Consider the following 26,269-nt stretch of genomic DNA (forward strand, 5'->3'; position numbering starts at 1 on the left):
AATTTGCTGACAAGACCGATCCGTCCCCGACAGAATGCGGAGTCATCCAGCGTCTAGCCAACCGGAGGAACCGACATGCGCAGACCGCTAGGGGCGTTGCTCTGCCTCGGGAGCCTGGCGGCCCTCAGCACGCCGATCGCCACGGCCCACGCCGCGGCCGCTCCCCAGGCCGAGTGCCGGGTGTACGCCGCCAAGCCGTACGTCACCGCGACGGGACGGATCCAGGCCTCCGCCGCCCGGCTGGGCTGCGACGACACCGCCCTGGTCCGCATCCGCGTCAAGCGCGCCGTTGCCGGGGCCGACCCGATCGTCAAGAGCGCGTCCCGCCAGGGGATCAACGGGCGAGTGACGGTGAGACTGCGCTGTGCCCCCGGCGTCTACTACGCCGTCGTCACCGACTACGAGGGAAACAGCGGCCGCTCCAAGCCCGTCAGGCTCGGCTGCTCCCCCACCGGAACCCCGGCCCCCACCCCCACCCCCGCGCCGCCGACCCCCGCGCCGACACCGGCCCCGTCGGCCAGCGCCACCCCCACCAGGCCGGCCACCCCCACCACGGCCCCCAGCTCCGCGCCGGGCTCCTCCGTGTCCGAGGAAGTGGTGCGCCTGACCAACGCCGAACGGCAGAAGGGCGGTTGCGGCCCCCTCGTCTCCGACCCGCAGCTGCGCTCGGCCGCGCAGGGCCACTCGGACGACATGGCGGCCAAGAACTACTTCAGCCACACCTCGCAGGACGGCCGTGACATGACCGCCCGCATCAAGGCGAGCGGGTTCAGCCCGATGCGGGCCTGGGCCGAGAACATCGCGATGGGCCAGCGCACCCCGGCCGAGGTGGTCACCGCCTGGATGAACAGCTCGGGTCACCGGGCCAACATCATGAACTGCGCCTACACCCACCTCGGGGTGGGCGTGGCCAACAGTTCCCGGGGCATCTACTGGACCCAGAACTTCGCCAGGCACTGAGCATCCCCGGACCGCCGGGCATCCCACCTGCCGCCCGGCGGAAAACGGCCCGTGCCCCTCGCGACGAGTTCACGTCGCGAGGGGCACGGGCCGTCGCCTTTCCCTCGGCGCCTCCTGCTCGGGCGGGCGCCGTTACTTGAGCCAGCTCATCATCGGGCGGAGCTTCGCGCCGGTCTTCTCGATCGGGTGCTCGGCGAGCTCGTCACGGTAGGCGGTGAACTTCTTCTGGCCGCCGTCGAACTCGTCCACCAGCTCCTTGGCGAACTCGCCGGACTGGATCTCGGCGAGGATGCGCTGCATCTCCTTCTTCGTCTCCTGCGTCACGATGCGCGGGCCACGGGAGTAGCCGCCGTACTCGGCGGTGTCGGAGACCGACCAGTACATCTTGTGGATGCCGCCCTCGTACATCAGGTCGACGATCAGCTTCATCTCGTGCAGGCACTCGAAGTAGGCGACCTCGGGCTGGTAGCCCGCCTCGATCAGGGTCTCGAAACCGGCCTTGATCAGCTCGGACACGCCGCCGCACAGCACGGCCTGCTCACCGAACAGGTCGGTCTCGGTCTCCTCCTTGAACGTCGTCTTCAGCGCGCCGGCGCGGGTGCCGCCGATGCCCTTGGCGTACGACAGGGCGAGGTCCAGGGCGCTGCCGCTGGCGTCCTTCTCCACCGCGACGAGACACGGCACGCCGCGACCCGCCGTGTACTGGCGACGCACGAGGTGACCCGGCCCCTTGGGAGCGACCATGGCCACGTCCACGCCCTCGGGCGCCTCGATAAGGCCGTAGCGGATGTTGAGGCCGTGCCCGAAGAAGAGCGCGTCGCCCTCGACCAGGTTCGGGGCCACGTGGTCGGCGTACAGGTGGCGCTGGATGTGGTCCGGCGCGAGGATCATGGTCAGGTCGGCCTCTTCGACGGCCTCCGAGGGCGTGAGCACGCGCAGGCCGTCGGCCTCCGCCTTCTCCCGGCTCTTGGAGCCCTCGGGCAGGCCGACCCGGACGTCCACGCCGGAGTCGCGCAGCGAGAGCGCGTGGGCGTGGCCCTGGCTGCCGTATCCCAGAACGGCGACGTGCCGGCCCTGGATGATCGACAGGTCGGCCTGGTCGTCGTAGAAGATCTCAGTCACTTGCTTAACCTTTCGGGTTTCTCGTACGCGTTACGCGGTCCGGTCCAGGGCCCGGAGAGAGCGGTCGGTGATGGAACGGGCGCCGCGGCCGATGGCCACCATGCCCGACTGGACAAGCTCCTTGATGCCGAACGGCTCCAGGACCTTGATGAAGGCCTGCAGCTTGTCCGGTGTGCCGGTGACCTCGATGGTCACCGCGTCCGAGGACACGTCGACGCAACGCGCCCGGAACAGGTTGACCAGCTCCAGCACGCTGGAACGGTTGTCCGCGTCGGCCCGCACCTTGATCAGCGTGAGCTCGCGCTGCACCGACTGCGCCGGGTCGAGCTCCACGATCTTCAGCACGTTGACGAGCTTGTTGAGCTGCTTGGTGACCTGCTCGAGCGGCAGGTCGGCGACGTTGACCACGATGGTCATCCGGGAGATGTCCGCGTGCTCGGTCGGGCCGACCGCCAGCGAGTCGATGTTGAACCCCCTGCGGCTGAACAACGACGCGACGCGCGCGAGCACGCCCGGCTTGTTCTCCACCAACACGGAGAGCGTGTGCCTGCTCATGCCTAGTCCTCGCTGTCCCAGACGGGCGCCATGTCGCGCGCGAACTTGATCTCGTCGTTGCTCGTCCCGGCCGCGACCATCGGCCACACCATGGCGTCCTGGTGCACCACGAAGTCGACGACCACCGGCACGTCGTTGATCTCCATGGCCTTCTTGATCGTCGCGTCCACGTCCTCCGGGCGCTCACACCGCAGCCCCACGCAACCGTACGCCTCGGCGAGCTTGACGAAGTCGGGGATCCGGCGGACCGTCTGCAGGTCGGTGTTGGAGTAACGCTCGTTGTAGAACAGCGTCTGCCACTGCCTGACCATGCCCAGGTTACCGTTGTTGATGATCGCGACCTTGATCGGCACACCCTCGATCGTGCAGGTGGCGAGCTCCTGGTTGGTCATCTGGAAGCAGCCGTCGCCGTCGATCGCCCACACCGTGGTGTCGGGACGGCCCATCTTGGCCCCCATCGCCGCCGGGAGGGAGAAGCCCATCGTGCCCGCGCCGCCGGAGTTGATGAACGTGCCGGGGTTCTCGTAGCCGATGAACTGCGCGGCCCACATCTGGTGCTGGCCGACGCCCGCGGTGTAGATCGCGTCCGGGCCGACCAGCGCGCCCAGCCGCTCCATGACGTACTGCGGGGCGAGGGAGCCGTCCTCGAACTCGGTGTAGCCCAGCGGGTAGGTCGCCTTGTAGGCGTTGAGCGCCGTCCACCAGTCGGCGTAGTCGCCCTTGCGCTCCTCGTTGCGCACCGCGGTGATCAGGTCGGAGATGACCTCCTTGCAGTCACCCACGATCGGGACGTCCGCGTGCCGGTTCTTGGAGATCTCCGCCGGGTCGATGTCCGCGTGGACGACCTTCGCGTACGGCGCGAAGGTGGACAGCTGGCCGGTGACGCGGTCGTCGAAGCGGACCCCGAGCCCGATGATCAGATCGGACCTCTGCAGCGCGCCGACCGCCGACACCGAGCCGTGCATGCCGGGCATGCCCATGTGCTGCGGGTGGCTGTCGGGGAAGGTGCCCCGCGCCATCAGGGTGGTGACCACCGGGATCCCGGTCAGCTCGGCGAACTCCAGCAGCTGCGCCGACGCCCCCGCCCGGTGCACACCGCCCCCCACGTAGAGCACCGGCCGCCTCGACTCGGCGATCAGCTTCGCCGCCTCGCGGATCTGCTTGGAGTGCGGCCGGGTCACCGGACGGTAGCCGGGCAGCTGCATCACGACCGGCCACTGGAAGGTCGTCTTCGCCTGGAGCGCGTCCTTGGCGATGTCGACCAGCACCGGCCCCGGACGCCCCGTCGAGGCGATGTGGAAGGCCTCCACGATCGTCCTGGGGATGTCGTCCGGGTCGGTGACCAGGAAGTTGTGCTTCGTGATCGGCATGGTGATGCCGGAGATGTCGGCTTCCTGGAAGGCGTCGGTGCCGATGGCGCCGCTCGGCACCTGGCCGGTGATCGCGACCATCGGGACCGAGTCCATGTAGGCGTCGGCGATCGGGGTGACCAGGTTGGTGGCACCGGGACCGCTGGTCGCCATGCAGACCCCGACCTTCCCGGTCGCCTGCGCGTACCCCTGCGCCGCGTGCCCCGCGCCCTGCTCGTGCCGTACGAGCACGTGCCGGACCTTGGTCGAGTCGTAGAGGGGATCGTAGGCGGGGAGAATCGCGCCGCCCGGGATCCCGAACACGGTGTCGACCCCGACGTGCTCCAGCGCCCTCACGAGGGCCTGGGCTCCTGTCATCTGTTCGGTCATCGGCTCGTTCCTTGTGGCTGAGCATGCTTGATGGCATAAAAAATGCCCCATTCCGCCTGGTCGGCGGAGCTGGGGCGGCGCGCGGGTCGGAGTACTCGGCTCAGCGACCAGCGCGCCAGCGAAGTACTACCAGGATCCCACGGTGAAGCTGCATGGCTCCACCATGGCCGACGGAACACCCTCGCGTCAAATTCATGGGACACATATCTCAGAGTCCGAGATGTGAGGTCACGCGGGAGTGCCGAGACTGGAGAGGCTGGTGCGCATCAGCGAGTCGACGCCGCGCGCGGCCATCGGGCGCGCCACCAGGAATCCCTGGCCCCGGGTGCAGCCCATCTCGCGCAGCAGCTCCAGCTGCTCGGGCCGCTCGATGCCCTCGGCGACCACGATCAGCCCCAGGTCGTGACCGAGCCGGACGATCGTACGGGTCAGCAGGGTCAGCGTCTCGTCACGGCCGAGCCCGGACACGAAGGACGGATCGATCTTGATCATGTCGACCGGGAGCTGCCGCAGGAACGCCAGCGAGGCGTAACCGGTGCCGAAGTCGTCGATGGCGAGCCGGACCCCGAGGTTGCGCAGCTCGGAAAGCCGGGTGATGGTCTCCTCCGCGTCCTCGACCAGCATCTCCTCGATGACCTCCAGGGTGAGCGCGCTGGGCGGCAGCCCGCTCTCGACCAGGGCCGCCTCGACGGTCTCCACGAAACGCGGCGCCATGATCTGCCGGGCCGACAGGTTGAGCGAGAGCCCGATCTCCCAGGCGGAGGCACGCCAGGCGGCCACCTCCCGGCAGGACTCGCGCAGGATCCACTCGCTCAGCGGCACGATCAGGCCGGTGTCCTCGGCCGGGCCGAGGAACTGCTCCGGCGGCACGAAGTCACCGCCCCGGCACCAGCGCACCAGCGCCTCGACGGCGGTGACCCGCGAGGTGGCCAGGTCGACCACCGGCTGGTACTCGATCGCGAACTGGTCCTCCAGCAGCGCCCGCTGCAGGTCCGCGGCGAGCTCCAGGCGCCGCACCACGTCGGCGTGCATGTGCGCGGCGAACACCTCGACCCTGCGCCCGCCCAGCTCCTTCGCCCTCGCCATCGCCACGTCGGCGTTGCGGATCAGGTCGGCGGAGGAGACGTCGTCGGCGGCGAAGGCCACCCCGACGCTCGCGGTCAGCGCGATGTCACGGTCGGCGACCCGGAACGGCTCGGACGAGACCGTACGGACCAGCCGCTCGGCCAGGTCGACCGCCGTCTGGGCGTCGACCGGCGCCTCCAGCAGCACCGCGAACTCGTCGCCGCCCCAGCGCGCCAGGGTGTCGTCGGCCCGCACGGCGGCGCGGAGCCTGCGGGCCGCCTGGCCGAGCAGGTAGTCGCCGCTGGCGTGGCCGACCGAGTCGTTCACCGCGGTGAAGCCGTCCAGGTCCAGGAAGACCACGGCGACGTTGCTCGCGCCCGGACGGGCCAGCACCTCCCGGGTGCGCTCCTCGAAGTAGGCCCGGTTGGGCAGGCCCGTGATGCCGTCGTGGAAGGTCAGGTGGGCGACCTGGCTGCGCAGGGCCTCCTGGTCGCTGATGTCGCGGGTGGTGACCAGGAGCAGGTCGTCGCCGCGCACGTGCCGGGTGGCCACCGACTCGGCGGGCCGCCAGGTCCCGTCGGAGGCCCGGACCCGGCAGGCGACCATGCACGCGCCCGGCCCCTCCTCGGCCTCCTCCTCCGGGCTCATCGCGCTCAGCGCCGCCTGGATCCCCGGCACGTCCTCGGGGTGGATGTAGTCGAAGATCTTCCTGCCGACCAGGTCCTCGGGGCGGTAGCCGTACGTGATCTCGACGCCCTCGCCGATCTGCCGTACCACGCCGTCGTAGTCGCACAGCATGACCACGTCCCCGGCGCTCTCGGCGAGGTCCTGCAGCTGCCGCTCGCCGAGATGGAGCAGGCTGCGCAGCCGCCCGGTCTCCATCAGCATCACGAACAGGCGCACCACCAGGACGGCGACGATCGACGCGCACACCGAGGCGAGGACCACCGGAGGTCCCTGCACCCCGCCGCTGATCACGCGGAGGAGCACGACGACGGTGGCCACGGCCACGAGGAAGAGCGGCACCGCCGCGATCAGCGAGGACGTGCTCTCGCGGACGAACGGCTCGTCGTCCGCGGGCTCGACAGACCGCGTCGCGGGCCCGCTCCACGGGACCGCGGCGAGCACGAGGAACGCGGCGGGAGCCAGCCACACCCAGGTCAGGGATGGCGTGTCACCGCTCACCCGCGCCAGCGCGGTGATCGTCTCGGAGGTCGCGACGGCGGCGAGCACGGCGAGCGCGGCGAGGCCGACCGGCCAGGCCGAGCGCCGGATCGGCACCACCGCGGGGCCCACGACGCAGGCGAGGATCAGGCAGAACAGGGGCGAGGCGAAGGTGACCGCGGCGTCTCCCGCGTCACCGCCGTCGCCGTAGACCGGCCCCACCAGCGACACCCAGATGATCACCATGATGGCGGCGGCGCACACGTAGGAGTCGGCGAGGTCGCGCAGCAGGGCGTGCCCGCGCGCGGGCCTGGCCGCCGACAGCGCGGTGCCGACCGCGAGCATGGCCGTACCCGCCAGGAGCACCAGATCGGCGAAGGTCACCACGAAGGGCGCGCCGTCCGCGATCGGCCGCACCCCCATCCCGGCCAGCCAGGTGACCGAGCCTCCCGCCAGCCAGCGCCAGGCCAGCGCCCTGCGCCGGTCGGTCACCCTGGAGGCGGCGGCGAACAGCGAGCCCGCGGCGGCCGCGGCGGTGACGACGCCCGCCACCGCCTCGACGACCACGGCGGGAGCGCCGCTGACCAGAGCGGCCACGAGCCCCACCACGCCGATGGCGGCGGCGGTCAGCGGTACCCGGGGGTCACGCCAGCGGATCAATGTCGTCTGCCCATCAGTGTCGTCGGGTGTCTCGTCGGTGTGTTTCGCTTTCGCAGCATCCCTTGCTCGCCGCACTCGCGCTGCCGCCGCGAGCACGTCGTCCTTCGTCCTCGGCGCTCGCACCGGCACAGGGCCAGTGTGTGCCGTCCGGCCCGCCCGGGTGGCGACAACGCCGTAGTCGTCACCGATCTGATAACCGCGCGGGCGACGGAGATCGCTTTTACCGACGGTACGCACCGCAGGTCACGAGGTAGCCACGGTCCGGATTCCTTTGCCGGTCAGTAGGAACCCGTGATCACATTTTTGAGCGGCTCGCCCGCGAGGTAGCGCAGCAACTGGGAGCGGAGCAGCTTCAGTGTGCGCCGTACGGAGGCCGGATTGCTGCCCGCGACGTGCGGGGTGATGAGAACTCCCGGCGCCGTCCACAGCGGGTGGTCCCCGGGCAGGGGCTCGGGGTGGGTGACGTCGAGCGCGGCGAGGATCCGGCCCCCCTGCAGCTCGGCGACGAGCGCGTCCGTGTCGACCACCGTGCCCCTGGCCGCGTTCACCAGGAGGGCGCCGTCCCTCATCGCCGCCAGGAACCCGGCGTCCACCATGCCGGTGGTCTCGGGCGTCGAGGGGACGAGCAGCACCACCACGTCCGCTTCCGGCAGCAGGCGGGGCAGCTCGTCCAGGCCGTGCACGCCGGGCCTGGCGGTCCTGGCCACCCGGACGACGTCGACCTCGAAACCGTCGAGCCGCCGCTCCAGCGCCTCACCGATCGAGCCGTGGCCGACGATCAGGACCGTGGAGTCGGCCAGCACCCCGGTGTGGTGGTAGGTCCACTCGCCCTCGCGCTGCGCGCGGACGAACCCGGGAAACTCCCGGAGCATGGAGATCATGGCTCCGACCGCCCACTCGGCGGTGCCCGCGTCGTGCACGCCCCGGGCGTTGCACAGCGTCACCCCCTCCCGCAGGTGCGGCCGGTAGGCGTCGACACCGGCCGTGACGGTCTGCAGCAGCCGCAGGCCGGTCATCCGGGAGAGCAGCCCGGGAAGGTCCGCCACCGGCATCAGCGGCGGGATCCAGACCTCGGCCTCCTCGGCCCCCTCGGGCACCGGCTCCGTGCCGTCGTAGACGACGCACTCCACTTCCGGGAGGTCGCACAGGACATCGGCGGCGGCTTTGGAGGGGACCCAGATCTTCATGGACGCATTATCCAGCCGCCCCGCCCATGACGCCGCCCCGCCGACCGCCCCGTCCCGGGGGGACGCCGTTCCCGAGGACACACCGTTCCCGGGAGCACATAGCTCCTGGGGGGCACACCGCTCCCGGTCCCGGGGGGCACATCGTGAGGGCGTGTCGGCCTCGCGGCTATTCAGGCACGCACTTCAGGTCGAGTTCGGGGCGGTAGACCGTGGTCTTCTTGACGCGCTTGATCTCCTTGCCGTCCTGCTTGAAGACGCGCCAGACGTCGATCGTGAAACCGTTCTGGCCGACCATCGGGATGCAGTCGGGGCCGCTGTCGGTCTCGCTCTTGAACGGGGTGACGTTGTATCTCTCGGAGGAGATCGACTCGACCTCGTAACGCTTGGTGCTCCAGAAGCCGACGGTGACCCCGCTGTCGTTGAAGGAGGTCTTCACCAGCACCCCGTACGGCGAGTCGTTCTTCCAGCGGAAGTCGGGCTCCGGCCAGGAGACCGTGGACTCGCGCCCGGCCGGGTAGCGGGAGATGTAGAACTCGTGCGCCACGTGCTGGACGTCCTCAAGGCCGCCGAAGAACACCGCGTTGTACATGGTGGTGACGAACTGGGAGATGCCGCCGCCGACCGAGTCGATCAGCCTGCCGCCCTGGATCATGGGGGCGGGGACGAAGCCGCGGGCCGTGTCGCGCTGGCCGATGACGCCGTTGAGGGAGAAGGTCTCGCCCGGCTTCACCAGGTAGCCGTCCAGGAGCCTGGCGATCGTCCTGATGTTGGTCACCCTGGGCGGGCAGCACTCGTAGGGCGTGGTGAACTGGCTGATCCGCTCCTTGATGCCCAGCTTGCGCGCCTCGGCGTCGGACATCCTCGGCTTCACGGTGGCCAGGAGCACCGGGATCGTCCGGTCGCCGTCGCGGGCGACCATCTCGGCCACGTCCGCGGCGAGCCGCCCGTCGTTGATGCCCTTCCCCTTGCGGCCGGGCACCAGCTTCGGCCTTCCCCCGACGATCTGGAACGTGGGGTCGCGCGGGGCCAGGACCGGATCGACCAGGTCCTTCTCCACGGAGGCCACGGCGCTCTTGGCGTCGAACTTCGGGCTCATGCCGCCGGAGCTGTCCGGCTCGAAGGACAGGTGGGCGGCGAGGGTCTCCACCGGCAGCTGGACTCGCTTACCGGCGAAGGTCAGCGTGACCGGCCCGGACAGGGCCTTCTCCGCGTCGGCGGCGGCCTTCTCGACCATCTCCTTCCCGGCTATCGGCTTGATCACCGAGACCGGGAGGCGGACCTCCTTCGCCGGGCCGAGGAAGGCCTTCGTGATCGCGGCGATCGCGGCCTCCCGCTCCAGCTCCCGGCCGTCGCGGGGCATCACGACGACGGGCTTGACGCCCTCGAACGTGACAGAGCCCTCGCGGACCTTGAGGTCGATCCTCCTGGCCAGGCCCGCGACCGCGGTCGTCATGCTCTCCAGGTCGGCGGAGACCTTGGGCTCCAGGTCGGTGCTGCCGGTGAGGGCCCGCCAGACCTCGGCGGGGTTGGGGAAGCCGCTGGGCGCCTGGTTGATGGTGGCGACCACGTCGAACTCCAGCCCCGACTTGCCGGGGTCGAAGTCGAAGCGCTTGCCAGCGGCCAGGAGGGTCATCTCCCCGGTGGCCTCACCCGCCAGGCGGTCCCTGAGCTTGTCGGCCGCCTCGGTCGCGGTCAGGCCGCCGATGTCGATGCCCCGCACGCTGGTGCCCGGCAGCATCTTGCCGGACATGACGACCGCGGGCACCGCGTAGGCGAGCCCGGCGACGAACAGCACGGCGAAGAGGATCAGGAAGAACCTGCGGGCCCCTCGGCGGGGCGGGGGCGGCTCCTCGTAGCGGAGCGCGTCGGGCTGCGGGAACCCTCCGTCGCCACCGGGGACGAGCGTGGGCTCGTCGCGCTGGAAGGGGCGTTCCGGCGGGGTGGCCATCTGCCAGGGCTGCGGGGGCTGGGCGGCGGGCGGGATCGTCGGCCCGCGGCCCGGCGCGGGGGAACCGCCCCGGCCGGGGGGTCCTCCGAGACCGGGGGATCCTCCAAGGCCGGTGGGGCCGAAGATGTCGGGCGAGACACCCGGGGGAAGGCGCGAGCCGCTCTGGGACTGGGCGACCTGCACTCCGGGAGGGAGCTGCGGGTCGCGGGCGCCCGGCGGGACGGGGTGTGAGGGAAGGGGCATCGCCTCAAAGGGGTCCGTCGGCGGGTTCACAGGCGCTCCGGCGTTCCGCACGGCCTCCGTATCCTCCTGCTTCGCAGCTTCCACCTCCGGCAACCTTAAACCACATTGGTCAGGCGCCGTCCACAATGGAATAACAAATCAGCCCGTCCAGCGGTAGCGGTGTTCGGGCCTTCCGGCGGTGCCGTACTTCGGGCGGAGCTCCGCCTGGCCCGCCGCGCACAGGTGTTCCAGATACCGGCGGGCGCTGACCCTGGAGAGACCGGTGATCGTCGCCGCCTCGGCCGCCGACAGGTCGCCGTCGCTCTCCCTGAGCGCCGCGGCGACCAGGGAGCACGTGGTGGCGGACAGCCCCTTGGGCAGTGGCGGCGGAACCCCCCTGACCGCGCCGAAGAGCCGGTCGATCTCGTCCTGGCGGGCCTCGTCCCCGAGGGTGGCGAGCCGTCTGCGGATCTCGGCGTACTGTTCGAGGCGCTCGGTCAGGGCGCGGGCGGTGAAGGGTTTGATCAGGTAGTTGACCGCGCCGCCGCGCATCGCCGCCCGGACCGTGGCCACGTCACGCGCGGCGGTGATCACCAGGATGTCCACCGGGTGCGCGGCTCCCCTGAGCTTCGTGAGGACGTCGAGTCCTGACATATCCGGCAGGTAGATGTCGAGCAGTACCAGATCGGGCCTGCGCGTGGCGGCCGACGCGATCGCGGCGCCCCCGGTGTGGACGACACCGGCGACCGTGAAGCCGGGCATCCTGGTGACGTAGCCGCCGTGGATCCTGGCCACCATGAAGTCGTCGTCCACGACCAGGACGCGGATGTCCCCCATGTGCGCGTCCCCGGTCACCTCGGCACCTTCCGTTCCGCGGGTTCCGCGGGTTCCGCGGATTTTCCGGGTTTCCCGGCGGGGGTCGGCGCGGGTTCACCGGTGCGGGACGAAGAGGGCTCTCCCCGGGGATCGCCGGTAAGCGGGAGCTCTCCCGGGGGTAAGGAGAACTCTCCGGTTGGCAGGAGCGCGGTGAAGACGGCGCCGCCCGCGTTGTGCACCCGCACCCAGCCACCCCGGCGCGCGCACGCCTGACGGGTCAGGGCCAGGCCCAGGCCGCGCGGCCCGGCGTGGGCGGCCTTGGTGGTGAAGCCCTCCCTGAACACCTCGTGGACCAGGCCCGGGGTGATCCCGGGGCCGGAGTCGCCGACCCGGACGTGCAGCCCGTCCGCCTCGGTACGGACCGAGACCTCCACCGTCCCCCCGGTCTCCTGCAGCGCGTCGAGGGCGTTGGCGACCAGGTTGCCGACGACCAGGACCGCGTCGTGCGGGTCGCCGAGCATGCCCTCCTCCACCCGGGAGTCGTCGGACAGCACCAGGGTGGCGCCCCGCTCGGCCGCCTCGGCCGACTTGGCCAGCAGCAGCGCGGCCAGCGTCGGGTCCGCGACCTTCTCCCTGACGCCCGAGGCGTGCCTGCTGTAGGCCTCGGTGGTCTGGGTGATGTAGCTGACGGCCGTCTCGTGCTCGCCGAGTTCCAGCAGGCCGACCACGGTGTGCATCCGGTTGGCGAACTCGTGGGCCTGCGCGCGCAGCGCGCCGGTGGTGGTGCTGGCCTGGTCGAGCTCGCGGGCCAGGCGCACCAGCTCGGTACGGTCCCGCAGGGTGACCACCCAGCCGCTCTGCCGTTCCCGTACCGCCACCGGGGTCCGGTTGAGCACCAGCACCCGGTCACGGTGGAGCACCACCCGGTCGTCACCGGCGTCCACGCCGTCCAGCACGTCCCGCATCCGGTCGGACAGGGGCATCTCCCGCAGGCTCCGGCCGACGTCGTGCTGGGAGAGGCCGAGCAGGTCGCGTGCCGCGTCGTTGACGAGGGTCACCCGTCCCTGGAGGTCGAGGGCGAGCACCCCCTCCTTGACGCCGTGCAGCACGCCCTCGCGCTGTTCGAGCAGGGCGGCGATCTCCCCCGGTTCCAGGCCGAACGTCTGGCGGCGTACCCTCCGGGCGATCAGCGCGGCGGCGGCCGACCCGGCGACGAGGACCGCGAGGACCGTCCACAGCAGCGGCGGGAGCGCCTCGCCGAGCTGGCCGGCGACGGTCCCCTCCAGGATCCCGACCGAGGCCAGGCCGATGACCCGCCCCGAGGAGTCGAGGATCGGGACCTTGCCGCGCACCGAGCGGCCGAGGGTGCCCGTCTGGATGCCGGTCCAGTGCTCCCCCTTCGTCATGACCTCGGAGCCATCGGTGGACAGCCTCTTGCCGATCAGGGCCGCGTTGGGGTGGGCGTAGCGGATCTGGTCGCGGTTCGCAATCACCACGTAGTCGGCGCCGGTGGCGGCCTGCACCCCGAGCGCGATCGGCTGCAGGCTCAGCTCGGGCCGGGGCAGGGCGAACGCCTCACGCACCTGGGGAAGCCCCGCCACCGACTCGGCGATCGCCAGGGCTCGCTGCTGGTACTGGCGGTCGAGGAGAACACGGGTGTGCTCCATCCAGACGCCCGCCGTACCACCGACCGCGAGGAACACGATCACGGTCTGCAACACGAAAAGCTGGGTGCCGAGCGAGGCGTTGAGTAAGCGTCGCACGAGTTAACTCCCTGGTCAGGGACCTCGATGAAAGCAGTCCGAGGTAACGGCGAGGTCGCGAGGAGGTGTGACCAATATGACCGATACGACGGCAAACACGCAAAGGATCGACAGGGTGGCCTCCTGAAGTAACCATCCTCACCACGTTTTATTTACGTTTGTTTGGAGCTGACCATGCGTCTTCGGAGACTGGCCGCCCTCGCGGTGCTGTCCCTCGCCGCCCTCACCGCCTGCGGTTCCGATGGCGCCTCGGGTACGAGCGCGCTGAGAATCATGGCTCCGGCCTCGCCCGGAGGCGGCTGGGACCAGACCTCCCGCGTCGCCGGCGAGGCGTTCAAGGCCGCCGACCCGTCCCGCAAGATCGAGGTCTACAACGTACCCGGGGCGGGCGGCACCATCGGCCTGGCCCAGCTCGCGGGCGAGAAGGGCAACGGCGACCTGCTGATGACCATGGGCCTGGTCATGGTCGGCGCGGTCGAGCAGAACAAGTCGAAGGTCACCCTGGCCGACACCACGCCGATCGCGAAGCTCACCGAGGAGTACGAGATCCTCGTGGTTCCCGCCGCGTCGCCGTACAAGACGCTCGGCGACCTGGTGACGGCGTGGAAGGCCGATCCGGCGAAGATCGCCATCGCGGGCGGCTCGGCCGGAGGCACCGACCACATCGTGGCGGGCCTGATGGCCAAGGCCGCGGGCATCGACCCCAAGCAGGTCAACTACATCGCCCACTCCGGGGGCGGCGAGGCGCTCAACGCGCTGCTCGGCGAGAAGGTCGCGATGGGGATCTCCGGCATCGGCGAGTTCGCCGAGCACGTGAAGTCCGGCAAGCTGCGCGCCCTCGGCGTCAGCTCCCCCGAGCGGCTCGCCAACGTGGACGCCCCCACCATCAAGGAGGCGGGCCTGGACGTGGAGCTGGCCAACTGGCGCGGCTTCGTCGCGCCCAGCGGGCTGGACGACGAGGCGAAGAAGAACCTCACCGACCTGGTCACCAAGATGCACGACTCCCCGGCGTGGAAGGACGCGGTGACCAAGAACGGCTGGGCCGACGTCTTCCAGACCGGTCAGCCGTTCGCCGACTTCCTCGCGGCGGAGCAGACCAAGGTCAAGGGCATCATCGCGGAGATGGGCCTCGTCTCCTGATGCCGCCAACCGAAGACCCGTCCGGCACCGGCGCCGCCGGTGCCGGTACCGGATCCGAACCCACCGCCGTCGCCCGCACGGGCGGCGGCGGTACCGGCCGTGACACCGGCGCCCCGCCCGGCCCCCCTCCCGCCCCGGACCCGGATTCCGTCCCGGGCTCCATCCCGGACTCCTTCCCGGATTCCGGAGGCGATCCGGACGCGCGTCCCGGCGCGGCGTCCGAGGCCGGGACCGGGTGGTCGTGGCGGCGGCCCGAGCTGGGGCTGGCCGTGCTGGTCCTCGCGCTGGGGGCGTTCGTGATCGTCGGAACCGCCGACGTGACCGCCGCGGGCTCCGCCCTCGGTCTCGGCCCCCGGTTCTTCCCCGCCCTGGTCGGGGGGGCGATGCTGCTGATCGGGCTGTTCTACGTGGTGGACGTGCTCAGGGGGGGCCACGGCGACCCCGAGGACGCCGAGGACGCCGACTCCGCCGCGCGGGCCGACTGGCGGACGGTCGCGCTGGTCAGCGTGATCTTCCTGGCCTTCGCCGGACTGCTCGACCTGCTCGGCTGGATCATCGCGGGCGCGCTGCTCTTCTTCGGCCTGTCCGTGACGCTCGGGGCGGCCCACCGGCTGCGCGCGGGCGTCATCGCGATCCTGCTGTCCACCCTCACCTACCTGATGTTCGTCAAGGGCCTCGGCGTGACGCTGCCGGCCGGGCTGCTGTCGGGGGTGATCTGAGTGGAGTCCTTCCAGCTGTTGATGGACGGCTTCGCGACCGCCCTCACCCCGGTCAACCTGCTCTACGCGCTGGCGGGCGTCACGCTGGGCACGCTGGTGGGCGTGCTGCCCGGCATCGGCCCGGCCATGACCGTGGCGCTGCTGTTGCCGATCACGTTCACCGTCCCCCCGGCGAGCGCGTTCATCATGTTCGCGGGCATCTACTACGGCGGCATGTACGGCGGGTCGACCACCTCGATCCTGCTCAACACGCCCGGCGAGAGCTCCTCGATGATCACCGCCCTCGAGGGCAACAAGATGGCCAAACGCGGCCGGGCGGCCCAGGCGCTGGCGACGGCCGCGATCGGCTCGTTCGTCGCGGGCACCATCGCCACCGCGCTGCTGGTCGTCGCTGCTCCCCTGGTGGTGGACTTCGCGATCTCCTTCGGTCCCGAGGACTACTTCGCGCTCGCCATCCTGGCCTTCACCGCGGTGTCGTCGGTGCTGTCCCGCTCCGTCGTGCGGGGGCTCGCCTCGCTGGGCCTCGGCCTGGTCATCGGGCTCGTCGGCATCGACCAGCAGACCGGGCAGGCGAGGCTGACCCTGGGCATCCCGCAACTGCTCGACGGCATCGACGTGGTGATCGTCGCGGTCGGGCTCTTCGCGGTCGGCGAGGTGCTCTACGTCGCCTCGCGGCTGCGGCACGGCCAGCCCGAGGTGATCCCGGTGGGCCGGGCGTTCCTCGGCCGCTCCGACTGGTCGCGTTCCTGGCGGCCGTGGCTGCGCGGCACCGCGCTCGGCTTCCCGTTCGGCGCGCTGCCCGGTGGCGGCGCGGAGATCCCCACGTTCCTGTCGTACTCGATCGAGAAGCGCCTGGCGCGCGGGGTCGCCCGCGAGGAGTACGGCAAGGGCGCCATCGAGGGGGTCGCCGGCCCCGAGGCCGCCAACAACGCCTCGGCGGCGGGCACGCTCGTCCCGCTGCTCACGCTGGGCCTGCCCACCTCGGCGACGGCCGCGATCCTGCTGGCGGCCTTCCAACAGTACGGGCTGCAGCCGGGCCCGCAGCTGTTCGACCACAACCCGGCGCTGGTCTGGGGCATGATCGCCTCACTGTTCGTGGGCAACACCATGCTGCTGGTGCTCAACCTGCCGCTCGCCCCGATCTGGGCCCGGGTGCTGCAGATCCCCCGGCCCTACCTCTACTCGGGGATCGTGCTGTTCGCGGCGCTCGGCGTCTACGCGCTGAACTCCTCCTGGGTGGAGCTGGTCATCCTCTACATCCTGGGCCTGCTCGGTTTCGCGATGCGCCGCTTCGGCCTGCCGGTGGCCCCGGCGGTGATCGGCCTGATCCTGGGCCCGATGGCCGAGATCCAGCTCCGCCGGGCCCTGGCCATCGGCGCGGGCGACGTGACGGTCCTGGTCAGGAGCCCGATCGCGGCGACGCTGCTGGTCATCTCGCTTCTGGCGCTGTTCACGCCGCTCATCAGGAAGGTGGCCGCCCGGCGCGGCGCCTGACCGGAACCGGCCGCACCGGGTGCGGCACACGCGGGCACGGACGGACGTCCGTGCCCGCTTCCGTTTCCGTGTTCTCCTACGCGGGCGTACGCCGTTCCTGACGCGGGCGTACGCCGCCCCTCGCGTGGGCCTACAAGGTTTCGCAACGCCGGGTGCTTCGTGACGCCGGAGGTCTCGTGATGGGAAACGGCCGCCCGGCCGTGGGGAACCGGGCGGCCGGGCCTGTCCCGGGAAGGGGGCTATTCCCGCAAAGTGTCGACGGCCGGACCGTCGAATTTCCGGCCGTCCTCCCTGGCCAGATAGGTGCACGAAACCCATCCCGTGGTGCCGGACGGCAGTCCCGAGGCCGACCTGGCGCCCAGCCGGAAGTTACACCAGCCGTTCGTCGAGGTCGGATTGAGAATCCGCCCGTAATCGCCGTAGTAGAGATAGCCGATAACCGTTGACCCTCCGGGACTCGACCGCAGGCGCACCCCGTCGGCGATGACCACCGCGTCCACGGCCGGAACCGCCGACAGGGTGAAAGCACTGCTCACAGGGGCCGCCTGAGCGGGAACGGCCGCTGTGGCCATTCCCGCGGCGACCGCCAACGTCGCGACGGCGAATACCAGGGACTTTTTCATTGGGTGTTCTTCCGATCGCGAGGTCAGGTCGTGCCGGAGTGAAAGGTGAGACTGTAGTGATTACTGTGCAAGCCATCAAGAATTTCGTCAATACCTATTCAGTTTCAGAAACATGAATTACCACATAAAAAAGGCCGTTCCGATTACAGGAATGAAAGCGACCGAAAGGATCTTCAACCTCCGTCGCACGGCCGGGAGCCCGGCGGGGCCGGCCCGGCCGCCGAGGCGACCACGCGCGCCGCAAGCGGGACACAAGTGGTCCACAAGTGATCATTCCTAGGTTCCTCCGCAGGACCGGGGACCGAAGGCAGGGATCCGGTGACCGGCTCTCGACACCGAGACCGGAAGCCAAGCGGGGGTCGCGGCGACGCGGCCGAGAGGAATGATCATGTCGAAGATCACGATTGACGACCTGCCCTTCGAGGGCGCCGAACTGGCCGAGGCCGAGCTGGGCCAGATCTCCGGTGGCAAGTGGTCGGTCAGCGCCTGGAAGAAGGACCTGCCGTGCGAGTGGTGGCAGTACTAGTCCGCGCACCTCACATGGCCGGACAGGAGTGATCATGTCGGAGATCACCACTGGCGGCCTGCCCTTCGAGGGCGCCGAGCCGGGCCAGGTCTCCGGCGGCCTCCCCGGTGGATGGGGGCCGACCCACCGCCCGGAGGGCCGCGTTCGCGAGTCCACCGGCTGATCGGGCCGACCCACCGGCACCGGGAGCCCGCCCGTCGCGAGACGGGCCGGGCTTTCGGCGGACGGCCGACGGCGTATCGAGCGCATCGGACGAACACGGCGCGGCGGAACGGGAGCGTTCCGCCGCGCCTTCGAGACGGGACCGGACAGTGATTCTGATCATCAGCAGGCGAGGGGACGGGGCGGTCGAGAGGGTCCTGACCGCGCTCCGGCGGCGCGGCGCTCGCCCGGTGGGACCGGTCGGCGACGCGGACACCACCGCGGACGGCCCCGGAACGCCGGTGCTGTGGTGGGACACCGGTGACTTCCCGGGCCGCAGCCGGATCACCGCGTCGTTCACCGGCGGGGAGCGACGGCTGCTGCTGGACACCGGTGCGGAGACGATCGACCTGTCCCGGATCACCGCGGTCTGGCGCAGCCGGCCGAGCGCGCCCTCCGCGGCCGGCAGCGTGACCGAGCCGAGTCACCGCGCGCACGTCGACCGGCAGGCGGAGTTCATGCTGGACGGGGTGTGGAGCCTCCTGCCCGCGCGCTGGCTGCCCGGCCGCCGGGCGGACGAGCGCCGCGCGCACAACAAGATCTTCCACATGGCACGGGCGATCGACCTGGGCTTCTCCGTACCCGACACGGTCTACACCAACGACCCCGAGGAGCTGGCGGGCGCGTACGAGTCGGCGGAACGGCTGGTCGCCAAGCAGATCACCGCCGAGCCGTTCCAGGTCGACGGCGCCGAGCACCGTGCGTTCACGACCGTGGTCACCCGCCGCCACCTGACCTCCCGGCACCGGGTGCGGCACGAGCCGGTGATCCTGCAGCCCTACGTTCCCAAGGCGGTCGAGCTGCGGGTGATCGTCGTGGGAGCGCGGGTGTTCGCCGCGGAGATCGACGTGTCGGCCTCCCGGACGGCCAGGGACGACTGGCGGCACTACGACAACGACCGGGTCAGGTACGGCGTGCACGAACTGCCCGCCGAGGTGGCGTCGCGCTGCGCCCGGCTGGTCGCCGACGTCGGCCTGACCTACGCGGCGCTGGACTTCATCGTCACCCCCGGCGGCGAGTACGTCTTCCTGGAGCTGAACTCCAGCGGCGCGTGGGGGTTCGTCGAGCTGTGGACCGGGCTGCCCGTCAGTGACGCGATCGCGGGCTGGCTCATGGATGGAGGAACACCGTGACCGATTTCGCGAGAGCCCTGCAATCCGGGGTCTCCCTGCTTCGTACGCTGCCCCGCCGAGGCGTGGGCGTCGCCGACGCCCACCGCGCGGTCGGCGAGTGGGCGGCGCGGTATCCGGAACTCCGGGCACAGCTCGTCGTCGACCGGCGCCCCGGAACCCCGGTGGTCGACTACGACCTGCTCCTCGACCATCCCGACGGTGGCACGGTCGCGCTGACCGCCTCTCCCGAGGACGGGGTGCCCTGGCTGATCGACCACTCGACGCACTGGGCGGCCGGGTATCTGGTCAGCGTCAACGACGTGGACGTGACGGTCCCCCAGGCACTGACCATGCTGCGCTCGCTCTCCCGGCCGGACGCGTCACCGTACCGGGAGATCGTCGACCAGTGCCTGCTCGTCGAGGCGGCCGACGACACCGAACCGCTCACCGCCGCCGACCTCCAGGCGACGGCCGACGAGTTCCGCAGGGGACGGGGGCTGCACGACCGCGAATCCACCCTGGCCTGGATGACCGAGGCCGGCATGTCGGGCGAGCGGTTCGAGGCGTACATCGCCGAGATCGCCCGCCGCCGCCGGTTCCGCCGGGACAAGGAGGCCGAACTCGCCCCGGGCCACCTGGCCGCGAACCCCGGCGACTTCGCCCGGGTCAGGGCCGTGTGGGTCACCTCCGGGGAGAGGGTGACCGCCGCCACCACGGCCGACCTCCTCGCCGTCCTGGCCTCACTCGGCGAGACGGCGTCGGCCTCGCCCGGAGAGATGGCGTCGGCCTCACCCAGCGAGACGGCACCGGCCTCGCCCGGAGAGGCGGCGTCAGCCCAGTCCGGCGAGACGGCCTCAGCCCCGCCTCGGGAAGCGGCGGGCTCCCCCGACGAGACGGCGCAGACTCCGCCCGTGGAGGTCGCGGTGACCTTGCCCGGGAAGGTCTCGGTGACCCCGTTCGGGGAGGCGGCGGTGACCTTCGCGACTCGCTGGGAGGCGGACCTACCGGCGGTACTGCGCGGTACGGAGTCCGGCCGGGTCGTCGGCCCGGTGGAGCTACCCGACGGCGGCTTCCTGACCGGCGCGGTCCTGTTCAGGAGCCCCGCCGTCGCCGACGCGGAGACGCTGGCCGCCGCCGGGCGCGCCGCGTTCACCGGCTGGCTGGCGGAGCGCCGCGCCGCGGCCACGATCGAGTGGCACTGGTCGTGATCGATCCGGACAGCACCCAGGCCGTCCCGGCCTCCGGCCGGCACAGGGTCAGGCACTGGGAGGACACCGAGGGGTACCGTACGCGGCCCCCCTACTCCCCTCCCCCGGCAGCCGCTACCGACCCCCGGGCACAATCCCCGGAGGCCGCCCCCACCACCCCGCCACGGCCCTCACCGACCGGCCCTCCCACGGGGAGCGGCCCTGGGCGGCTCGTCTACCGGGAGGAGGCGCTGCGCCGGCATGCCGAGGCCCGCGCCACCGCGCGGATGCCACTGGTGATCAGCGGCCCGTCGTTCCTGCTGCTGTGGATCGTGGTGGTCGCCGTCCTGGCGGCCGGTGCCGCGCTGGTCATGCTCGCGCTGGGAACAGGCGGACTGGGAGCGACCGGACTGGGGGCAGGCGGACTGGAAGCAAGCGGACTGGGGGCGGGCGGATGAGGAGCCGCGTACCCGTCCTGCTGCAGAACTCCGTCACCGAGTGCGGCGCGGCGTGCCTGGCGATGGTGCTCTGCCACCACGGCCACCGCACCACGCCGCACCAGGTGTCCGAACGGCTCCAGGTCGGCAGGGACGGGCTGAGCGCCAAGGCGATCGTGGAGGGCGCCCGCGAGCACGGCCTGAAGGCGCGCGCCTTCTCCCTCGCGCCCGAGGACCTGGCGCGGGTGCCGCTCCCCGCGGTCGCGCACTGGGAGTTCAACCACTTCGTGGTGGTCGAGCGCTGGTCGCCCGACCGGGTGGACCTCGTCGATCCCGGGCGGGGCCGCCGCCGCCTGACCTCGGAGGAGTTCGGCGCCGGGTTCACCGGCGTACTGCTGGTCTTCGAACCCGGCGAGGGGTTTCACCGCGGCACGTCCTCGATGGCGAGCGCCTGGCGGCGAGAGTTCGTCCGCACCCTGTTCCGGCGCCGTCGCGGCCTGCTCGCGCAGGTCATCGCGGCCTCGCTGCTGCTGCAACTGCTGGGGCTCGCCCTGCCCCTCCTCTCCCAGCTGCTGATCGACAGGGTCATCCCGTCGGGGGGAGCGGACCTGCTGCCCCTGCTGGGCGGGGCCGTGCTGCTGGCCGGGGTGGCCCAGTTCGTGATCGGCTACCTGCGGGCGGCGCTGCTGGTGGCGGTACGGGCCCGCGCCGACCAGGAGCTCACCGAGGGGGTGATCGGCCACCTGGTGTCGCTGCCCTACCGCTACTTCGCGCAGCGCGGCAAGGGCGACCTGCTGACCCGGGCCGCCAGCGTCTCCACGCTGCGCGACATCCTCACCGGCCAGATCGTCGCGGCGCTGCTGGACGGCCCGCTCGCCGTCGGCTACCTCGTGCTCGTGTACGTCTGGGATCCCGTCTTCGGGCTGGCGCTGACCGGGGTGGTCGTGGCCCAGGGGCTCCTGGTGCTGGTCACCACCCGCCGGATCGACCTGCTCACCCAGCAGGAGCTGGCCGCCTTCTCCGCGTCGCAGAGCAGCCTCATCCAGGCGATCACCGGGATCGAGACGCTGAAGGCGTCCGGCGCCGAGAACCGGGCGGTGGAGCAGTGGTCGGCCCACTTCACCCGGCGGCTCAACGCCGACGTACGCAGCGGCCTCACCCAGGGCCTGGTGGAGGCCGCGCTGTCCGCGATCCGGGTGGTCGCCCCGCTCGGCCTGCTGTGGCTCGGCACGTGGCGGGTCCTCGACGGGGAGCTGACCGTGGGTGCGCTGATCGCGCTCAACGCCATCGCGCTCGGCGCCCTGATCCCGCTGGGCTCGCTGATGACCGGCCTGCAGAGCCTGCAGCAGGCGGGCGCGCACTTCGACCGCCTGTCCGACATCCTGGCCTCGGAACCCGAGCCCGGCGACGGCATCGAGGTGCTGCGGCTGCGCGGCGCGGTGGAGCTGCGCGGCGTGGGCTTCCGGCACGACCCCCGAGGCCCGTGGGTGGTGCGGGACGTCTCGGTCTCCATCCGGCCGGGGCAGAAGGTCGCCCTGGTGGGCGCCTCGGGGTCGGGCAAGAGCACGCTGGCCAGGCTGCTGCTCACTCTGCACACCCCGGTGGAGGGCGAGATCCTGTACGACGGCGTCCCCGCCTCCGAGCTCAACCTGCGCACCCTGCGCCGCCAGTTCGGCGTGGTCGGCCAGGACCCCTCCCTGTTCAGCGGCTCGATCCGGGAGAACATCGCGCTGAACCTCCCCGACGCGTCCCTGGAACGGGTGGTCGCCGCGGCCGAGGTGGCGGCACTGCACGAGGAGATCATGGCCATGCCGATGAGGTACGAGACGATGCTGACCGACGGCGGCGGTCTCTCCGGCGGCCAGCGCCAGCGGCTCTCCCTGGCCCGCGCCATCCTGCCGCGCCCGAAGATCCTGCTGCTCGACGAGGCCACCAGCAACCTGGACAGCGCCACCGAGGCGACCATCGAGTCCAACCTGTTCTGGCTCACCCAGACCCGCATCGTGATCGCCCACCGGCTGAGCACGATCCGCGACGCGGACCTGATCCTGGTGGTCGACTCCGGCCGCGTCGTCGAACGCGGCACCCACGACGACCTGATGGCCGTCGGCGGCAGGTACGCGGACCTCGTCGCCGCCCAGACCGCCTCCGCCTGACCTCTCCACGCGACACGGAAGCGGTGCGCGGGGGCGGCCGTCCACGGTTCTCACCGCCGGCTCGGGGGGATCTGTGACATCGCCCGGCCGGGGTGTGTCCGCTCCCCCGGTGCCGGAACCATGACCCCGCCGAAGCGGCGGGGTCTCCGCGCGGGTTCCCCCGGAAACCCTTCGTGCCGGCCACCCACAGGCCCTTCACGTGAGCTTCCGGGAACCCCCGCGCGGGTGTCCGGGACACCGGCTACTCGGAGACGCCGAGGCGCTCCAGGATGAGTTCGCGGGCGCGGCCCGCGTCGGCCTTGCCCCTGCTGGCCTTCATGACGCCGCCGACCAGGGCGCCGACGGCGGCGACCTTGCCGTTGCGGACCTTGTCGGCCGCGTCGGCGTTGCTCGCCAGGACCTGGTCGATGATCTCCATGAGCTCGCCCTCGTCGTTGACGATCTGCAGGCCGCGGGCGGCCACCACCTCGTCGGGAGAGCCCTCGCCGTTCAGCACGCCCTCGAGCACCTGGCGGGCCAGCTTGTCGTTCAGCGCCCCCCCGGCGACCATCGCGCACACCCTGGCGATCTGGTCGGGGGTGATGCTCAGCGCGCTCAGCGGGAGGGCGGCCTCGTTGGCGCGGCGGGCCAGCTCGCCCATCCACCACTTGCGGGCGTCCGCGGGCGGGGCGCCCGCGGCGACCGTCGCCTCGACCAGGGAGATGGCGTCGGCGTTGTGCATGGCCGCCATGTCCAGGTCGGACACGCCCCACTCCTGCTGGAGCCGCTTGCGCCGCGTGCCCGGCAGCTCGGGCAGGTCGGCCTTGAGGGTGGCGACCCACGCCGGGTCGGGGGCGATCGGCACCAGGTCGGGCTCGGGGAAGTAGCGGTAGTCCTGCGCCTCCTCCTTGGACCGTCCCGAGGTGGTGGTGCCGGTGTTCTCGTGGAAGTGGCGGGTCTCCTGGATGATCCGGCCGCCGTCGGCCAGGATCGCGGCCTGGCGCTCGATCTCACCCCGTACGGAGCGCTCGACGCTGCGCAGCGAGTTGACGTTCTTGGTCTCGGTGCGGGTGCCCCACTCCGAGGAGCCGCGCGGCATGAGGGAGACGTTCACGTCGAAGCGCATGGAGCCCTCCTCCATGCGCACGTCCGAGACGCCGAGGCCGCGCACCAGCTCGCGCAGCTCGGTGCCGTAGGCGCGGGCGACCTCGGGGGCGAGCCTGTCGGTCCCCGGGATCGGCTTGGTGACGATCTCCACCAGCGGGATGCCCGCCCGGTTGTAGTCGACGATCGAGTAGTCGGCGCCGTGGATGCGGCCGGTCGCGCCGCCCACGTGGGTGGACTTGCCGGTGTCCTCCTCCAGGTGGACCCGCTCGATCTCGACCCTGACGGTCCTGCCGTCGACCTCGACGTCGAGGTAGCCGTCGAAGCAGAGCGGCTCGTCGTACTGGCTGATCTGGTAGTTCTTCGGCATGTCCGGATAGAAGTAGTTCTTCCGGGCGAAGCGGCACCACTCGGCGATGGAGCAGTTGAGCGCCAGGCCGATGCGGATGGTCGCCTCGATCGCGGCGGCGTTCGCCGTCGGCAGCGAGCCGGGCAGCGCCAGGCAGACCGGGCAGACGTGCGTGTTCGGCGGGGCGCCGAACGTGGTCGGGCACCCGCAGAACATCTTCGACGCCGTGCCCAGCTCGACGTGCGTCTCCAGGCCGAGCACCGGCTCGAAGCGCTCCAGCGCCTCGTCGTACGGCATCAACGTCTCAGCGCTCATTGTCGTTCACCACTTCCTGCCTCAGAGAAAACGTCATAGATAACCAAGTCCCTTCAACGCGTTCCTCGTCTCGGCCACCCAGTTCGCGTAGGTGGGCACCTGGGCCAGAACGGCGAGGTCGATGTTGCGTCCTATGTACTCGAAGTAGTCGCGGGCGGGCTTGCCGCGCCGGGGGACGGTCGTGGCCAGCACCCCGGCGGGGTCGGAGATCCTCTCGACGTCGCGGGGTCGCGCGGGTAGCCTGCTGAGGTCGCTGCCCTCCAGTTTCGCCCACGCGGCGGGGTCGGCGAGCAGCCAGCCCTCCGTCTCGCCCAGCCCGATCACCGGCACCAGGTAGTGGGAGTGGTAGCGCACCCCGTCCCTGCGGCGGCGCTCCCGCTCGTCGTCGTGCGTGAAGAGCAGGTGGCAGTCGGCGGCGAGCTCCTCCAGCGCGGTGACCAGGTGCTCCCGGTCGCAGGAGAGCACCTCCGTCGCCTCGACGTCGACGGCGTACGGCGACATCCAGGTGAGCTCGCGCAGCTGCCTGGAGATCACGATGCCGAGGAAGCCCTCGTCGGCCTCCCCCTCCGCGATGAGTCCCGGGACCAGCGGGCGGCTGCTCATGCCGCCGCGCCCAGGTATTTGCGGACCTGCCGGGGCGAGACGAACGTGCCCGGCTCGCCGTCCGGCTGGATCGGCTTGGCCACGGTCACCCGCGACACCCGGTCGTTGTCGGGGTCGACGCGGACCGCGGTGTCGAGGAACGTGAGCGCGTCCGGCTCGGTCCGGTAGACCTCCGCGACGACGATCGGGGACTGGCTGGTGAGGATGAGCTGCCGCAGCGGCTCGGCACCCCCCGGCACGGTGATCCGGCGGCGCACCCGCCGGAGCAGCTCGCCGAGACGAGCCGGATGGACGCCGTTCTCGATCTCCTCCACCAGCAGCGTGCCCGGGTGGTCGGGGTCGTGCAGGGCGGCGAGCAGGCCGAGGATCCGCAGGGTGCCGTCGGACAGCAGCGCCGCCGGGACCACCCCCTGGCCGTCGACGAGCAGGTCGAAGGAGCACTCCCCGCGCTCGACGCGCGGCACCAGCCCGATGACGTCGGGGACCACCCCCGCGAGGTCGGCCGCGAGGTCGGCCAGCGCCTCCGTACCGGCCATCCGCCCGAGCACCGCGGCCAGGTTCGCGCCGTCGGCCGCGAGCGGCCCCCGGTCGGCCGAGGGGCACCGGCGGCGCATCGCCGCCGGTGACGGTGAGTAGCGGCGCCACGACTGGACCGTACGGCGGGGCGTGCCCTCCGGGTCGGGGTCCTCGACCATGAGCTCCAGCAACTCCTCGGGGATCCGCTGGACCGCGTGGCTGACGACGGCCCCGCTGGATCTGGGGATCTTCAGCACCATCTCCGCGCCCACGTCGAACCTGATCGGCACCACGGAGCCCGGCTCCGGGGTGACCAGCGCCTCCACCGAGACGACGAACCCGGGCACCGCCGAGCCGTGGGCGACCCGGTGGAACTGCTCGCCCGGCAGCCCGCGGGCCGCCCCGAGCAGCCCGCCGGAGCCTTCGATCTCGGCCGCCACGAACCCCACGGCGTCGAAGAGGTTCGACTTGCCGCTCGCGTTGGGACCGACCAGCGCGAGGAAGGGCGGCACATCGAGATCGAAGCTCAAGAAGGACTTGAACCCGTCGATCTCGATCCGAGTGATCATGCCGCCGTTCTCCCTGTCACCTGTCGCCCCCTCGCCCT

22 protein-coding genes are annotated in these 26,269 nt (G+C 71.3%); 10 read left to right on the top strand and 12 right to left on the bottom strand.

The annotated features are described in order from the left end of the window. The first annotated feature begins 75 nt into the window (after positions 1-75). Positions 76-960, top strand: coding sequence for a CAP domain-containing protein (locus tag ABD817_RS12295; protein WP_344917956.1), 885 nt, complete (start codon positions 76-78; stop codon positions 958-960). 132 nt (positions 961-1,092) lie between these two features. On the opposite strand, the gene ilvC is transcribed toward ABD817_RS12295, so the two are convergent. From ilvC to ABD817_RS12335, 8 genes are all read right to left on the bottom strand, one after another. Then, complete coding sequence (gene ilvC / locus ABD817_RS12300) at positions 1,093-2,073, bottom strand: ketol-acid reductoisomerase (protein WP_344918108.1); 981 nt, start codon at positions 2,071-2,073, stop codon at positions 1,093-1,095. A gap of 39 nt (positions 2,074-2,112) precedes the next feature. Next, positions 2,113-2,637, bottom strand: a complete 525-nt coding sequence (ilvN, locus tag ABD817_RS12305; protein WP_344917957.1) for an acetolactate synthase small subunit — start codon at positions 2,635-2,637, stop codon at positions 2,113-2,115. 2 nt (positions 2,638-2,639) lie between these two features. Continuing rightward, positions 2,640-4,427, bottom strand: a complete 1,788-nt coding sequence (locus tag ABD817_RS12310) for an acetolactate synthase large subunit (RefSeq protein WP_344917958.1) — start codon at positions 4,425-4,427, stop codon at positions 2,640-2,642. 177 nt (positions 4,428-4,604) lie between these two features. Continuing rightward, positions 4,605-7,265 (bottom strand): putative bifunctional diguanylate cyclase/phosphodiesterase, encoded by a 2,661-nt coding sequence (locus ABD817_RS12315; protein WP_344917959.1) that lies wholly within the window; start codon positions 7,263-7,265, stop codon positions 4,605-4,607. A gap of 278 nt (positions 7,266-7,543) precedes the next feature. Continuing rightward, positions 7,544-8,452: a 2-hydroxyacid dehydrogenase gene (locus tag ABD817_RS12320; RefSeq protein ID WP_344917960.1), complete on the bottom strand. Its 909-nt coding sequence runs from the start codon at positions 8,450-8,452 to the stop codon at positions 7,544-7,546. A gap of 166 nt (positions 8,453-8,618) precedes the next feature. Beyond that, complete coding sequence (locus tag ABD817_RS12325; protein ID WP_344917961.1) at positions 8,619-10,643, bottom strand: VanW family protein; 2,025 nt, start codon at positions 10,641-10,643, stop codon at positions 8,619-8,621. Between the two features lie 138 nt (positions 10,644-10,781). Continuing rightward, complete coding sequence (locus ABD817_RS12330) at positions 10,782-11,459, bottom strand: response regulator (RefSeq protein WP_344918109.1); 678 nt, start codon at positions 11,457-11,459, stop codon at positions 10,782-10,784. A 14-nt stretch (positions 11,460-11,473) separates the two neighbouring features. Then, positions 11,474-13,201 (bottom strand): ATP-binding protein, encoded by a 1,728-nt coding sequence (locus tag ABD817_RS12335; RefSeq protein ID WP_344917963.1) that lies wholly within the window; start codon positions 13,199-13,201, stop codon positions 11,474-11,476. A gap of 174 nt (positions 13,202-13,375) precedes the next feature. Here ABD817_RS12335 and ABD817_RS12340 point away from each other — a divergent pair, with 174 nt between their 5' ends. Genes ABD817_RS12340 through ABD817_RS12350 form a run of 3 tightly spaced genes read left to right on the top strand, consistent with a single transcriptional unit; the run spans position 13,376 to position 16,554 of the window. Beyond that, entirely contained in the window at positions 13,376-14,341 is a 966-nt protein-coding gene (locus tag ABD817_RS12340) for a Bug family tripartite tricarboxylate transporter substrate binding protein (RefSeq protein WP_344917965.1), read from the top strand. Continuing rightward, positions 14,341-15,060: a tripartite tricarboxylate transporter TctB family protein gene (locus tag ABD817_RS12345; RefSeq protein WP_344917966.1), complete on the top strand. Its 720-nt coding sequence runs from the start codon at positions 14,341-14,343 to the stop codon at positions 15,058-15,060. Before ABD817_RS12340 ends, ABD817_RS12345 begins: the two co-directional genes overlap by 1 nt. Continuing rightward, positions 15,061-16,554 carry a tripartite tricarboxylate transporter permease gene (locus tag ABD817_RS12350; protein WP_344917967.1) on the top strand — a complete coding sequence of 498 codons (1,494 nt, stop codon included), beginning with the start codon at positions 15,061-15,063 and terminating at the stop codon, positions 16,552-16,554. It begins immediately after the preceding gene. Positions 16,555-16,793: 239 nt separating this feature from the next. Here ABD817_RS12350 and ABD817_RS12355 read toward each other — a convergent pair whose 3' ends face one another. Continuing rightward, a complete protein-coding gene (locus tag ABD817_RS12355; RefSeq protein ID WP_344917968.1) occupies positions 16,794-17,177 on the bottom strand; it encodes an SH3 domain-containing protein in 384 nt (127 codons plus the stop codon). A gap of 388 nt (positions 17,178-17,565) precedes the next feature. Between ABD817_RS12355 and ABD817_RS12360 the strand changes: the two genes are divergently transcribed. The 6 genes from ABD817_RS12360 to ABD817_RS12385 all read left to right on the top strand — a co-directional run bounded on the left by ABD817_RS12360 (position 17,566) and on the right by ABD817_RS12385 (position 22,796). Beyond that, positions 17,566-17,703 (top strand): putative ATP-grasp target RiPP, encoded by a 138-nt coding sequence (locus ABD817_RS12360; RefSeq protein ID WP_344917969.1) that lies wholly within the window; start codon positions 17,566-17,568, stop codon positions 17,701-17,703. 34 nt (positions 17,704-17,737) lie between these two features. Beyond that, complete coding sequence (locus ABD817_RS12365) at positions 17,738-17,866, top strand: hypothetical protein (protein ID WP_344917970.1); 129 nt, start codon at positions 17,738-17,740, stop codon at positions 17,864-17,866. Positions 17,867-18,014: 148 nt separating this feature from the next. Continuing rightward, complete coding sequence (locus ABD817_RS12370; RefSeq protein ID WP_344917971.1) at positions 18,015-19,037, top strand: MvdC/MvdD family ATP grasp protein; 1,023 nt, start codon at positions 18,015-18,017, stop codon at positions 19,035-19,037. Continuing rightward, positions 19,034-20,224: a TIGR04500 family putative peptide maturation system protein gene (locus tag ABD817_RS12375; protein WP_344917972.1), complete on the top strand. Its 1,191-nt coding sequence runs from the start codon at positions 19,034-19,036 to the stop codon at positions 20,222-20,224. The genes ABD817_RS12370 and ABD817_RS12375 overlap by 4 nt, the downstream gene beginning before the upstream one ends. Further along, on the top strand, positions 20,209-20,661 hold the full coding sequence (locus tag ABD817_RS12380; RefSeq protein WP_344917973.1) for a hypothetical protein: 453 nt from the start codon (positions 20,209-20,211) through the stop codon (positions 20,659-20,661). Before ABD817_RS12375 ends, ABD817_RS12380 begins: the two co-directional genes overlap by 16 nt. Continuing rightward, positions 20,658-22,796 carry a peptidase domain-containing ABC transporter gene (locus ABD817_RS12385; RefSeq protein ID WP_344917974.1) on the top strand — a complete coding sequence of 713 codons (2,139 nt, stop codon included), beginning with the start codon at positions 20,658-20,660 and terminating at the stop codon, positions 22,794-22,796. Before ABD817_RS12380 ends, ABD817_RS12385 begins: the two co-directional genes overlap by 4 nt. 241 nt (positions 22,797-23,037) lie before the next feature. On the opposite strand, the gene gatB is transcribed toward ABD817_RS12385, so the two are convergent. The 3 genes from gatB to ABD817_RS12400 are packed head-to-tail and all read right to left on the bottom strand — an operon-like array spanning position 23,038 to position 26,231. After that, on the bottom strand, positions 23,038-24,543 hold the full coding sequence (gatB, locus tag ABD817_RS12390) for an Asp-tRNA(Asn)/Glu-tRNA(Gln) amidotransferase subunit GatB (RefSeq protein ID WP_344917975.1): 1,506 nt from the start codon (positions 24,541-24,543) through the stop codon (positions 23,038-23,040). Positions 24,544-24,576: 33 nt separating this feature from the next. Next, positions 24,577-25,146, bottom strand: coding sequence for a hypothetical protein (locus tag ABD817_RS12395; protein WP_344917976.1), 570 nt, complete (start codon positions 25,144-25,146; stop codon positions 24,577-24,579). After that, entirely contained in the window at positions 25,143-26,231 is a 1,089-nt protein-coding gene (locus tag ABD817_RS12400) for an AAA family ATPase (RefSeq protein WP_344917977.1), read from the bottom strand. The genes ABD817_RS12395 and ABD817_RS12400 overlap by 4 nt, the downstream gene beginning before the upstream one ends. Between the last annotated feature and the right edge of the window lie 38 nt (positions 26,232-26,269).

This window comes from Streptosporangium oxazolinicum, from assembly GCF_039537505.1.
Classification (GTDB): Bacteria; Actinomycetota; Actinomycetes; order Streptosporangiales; family Streptosporangiaceae; genus Streptosporangium; species Streptosporangium oxazolinicum.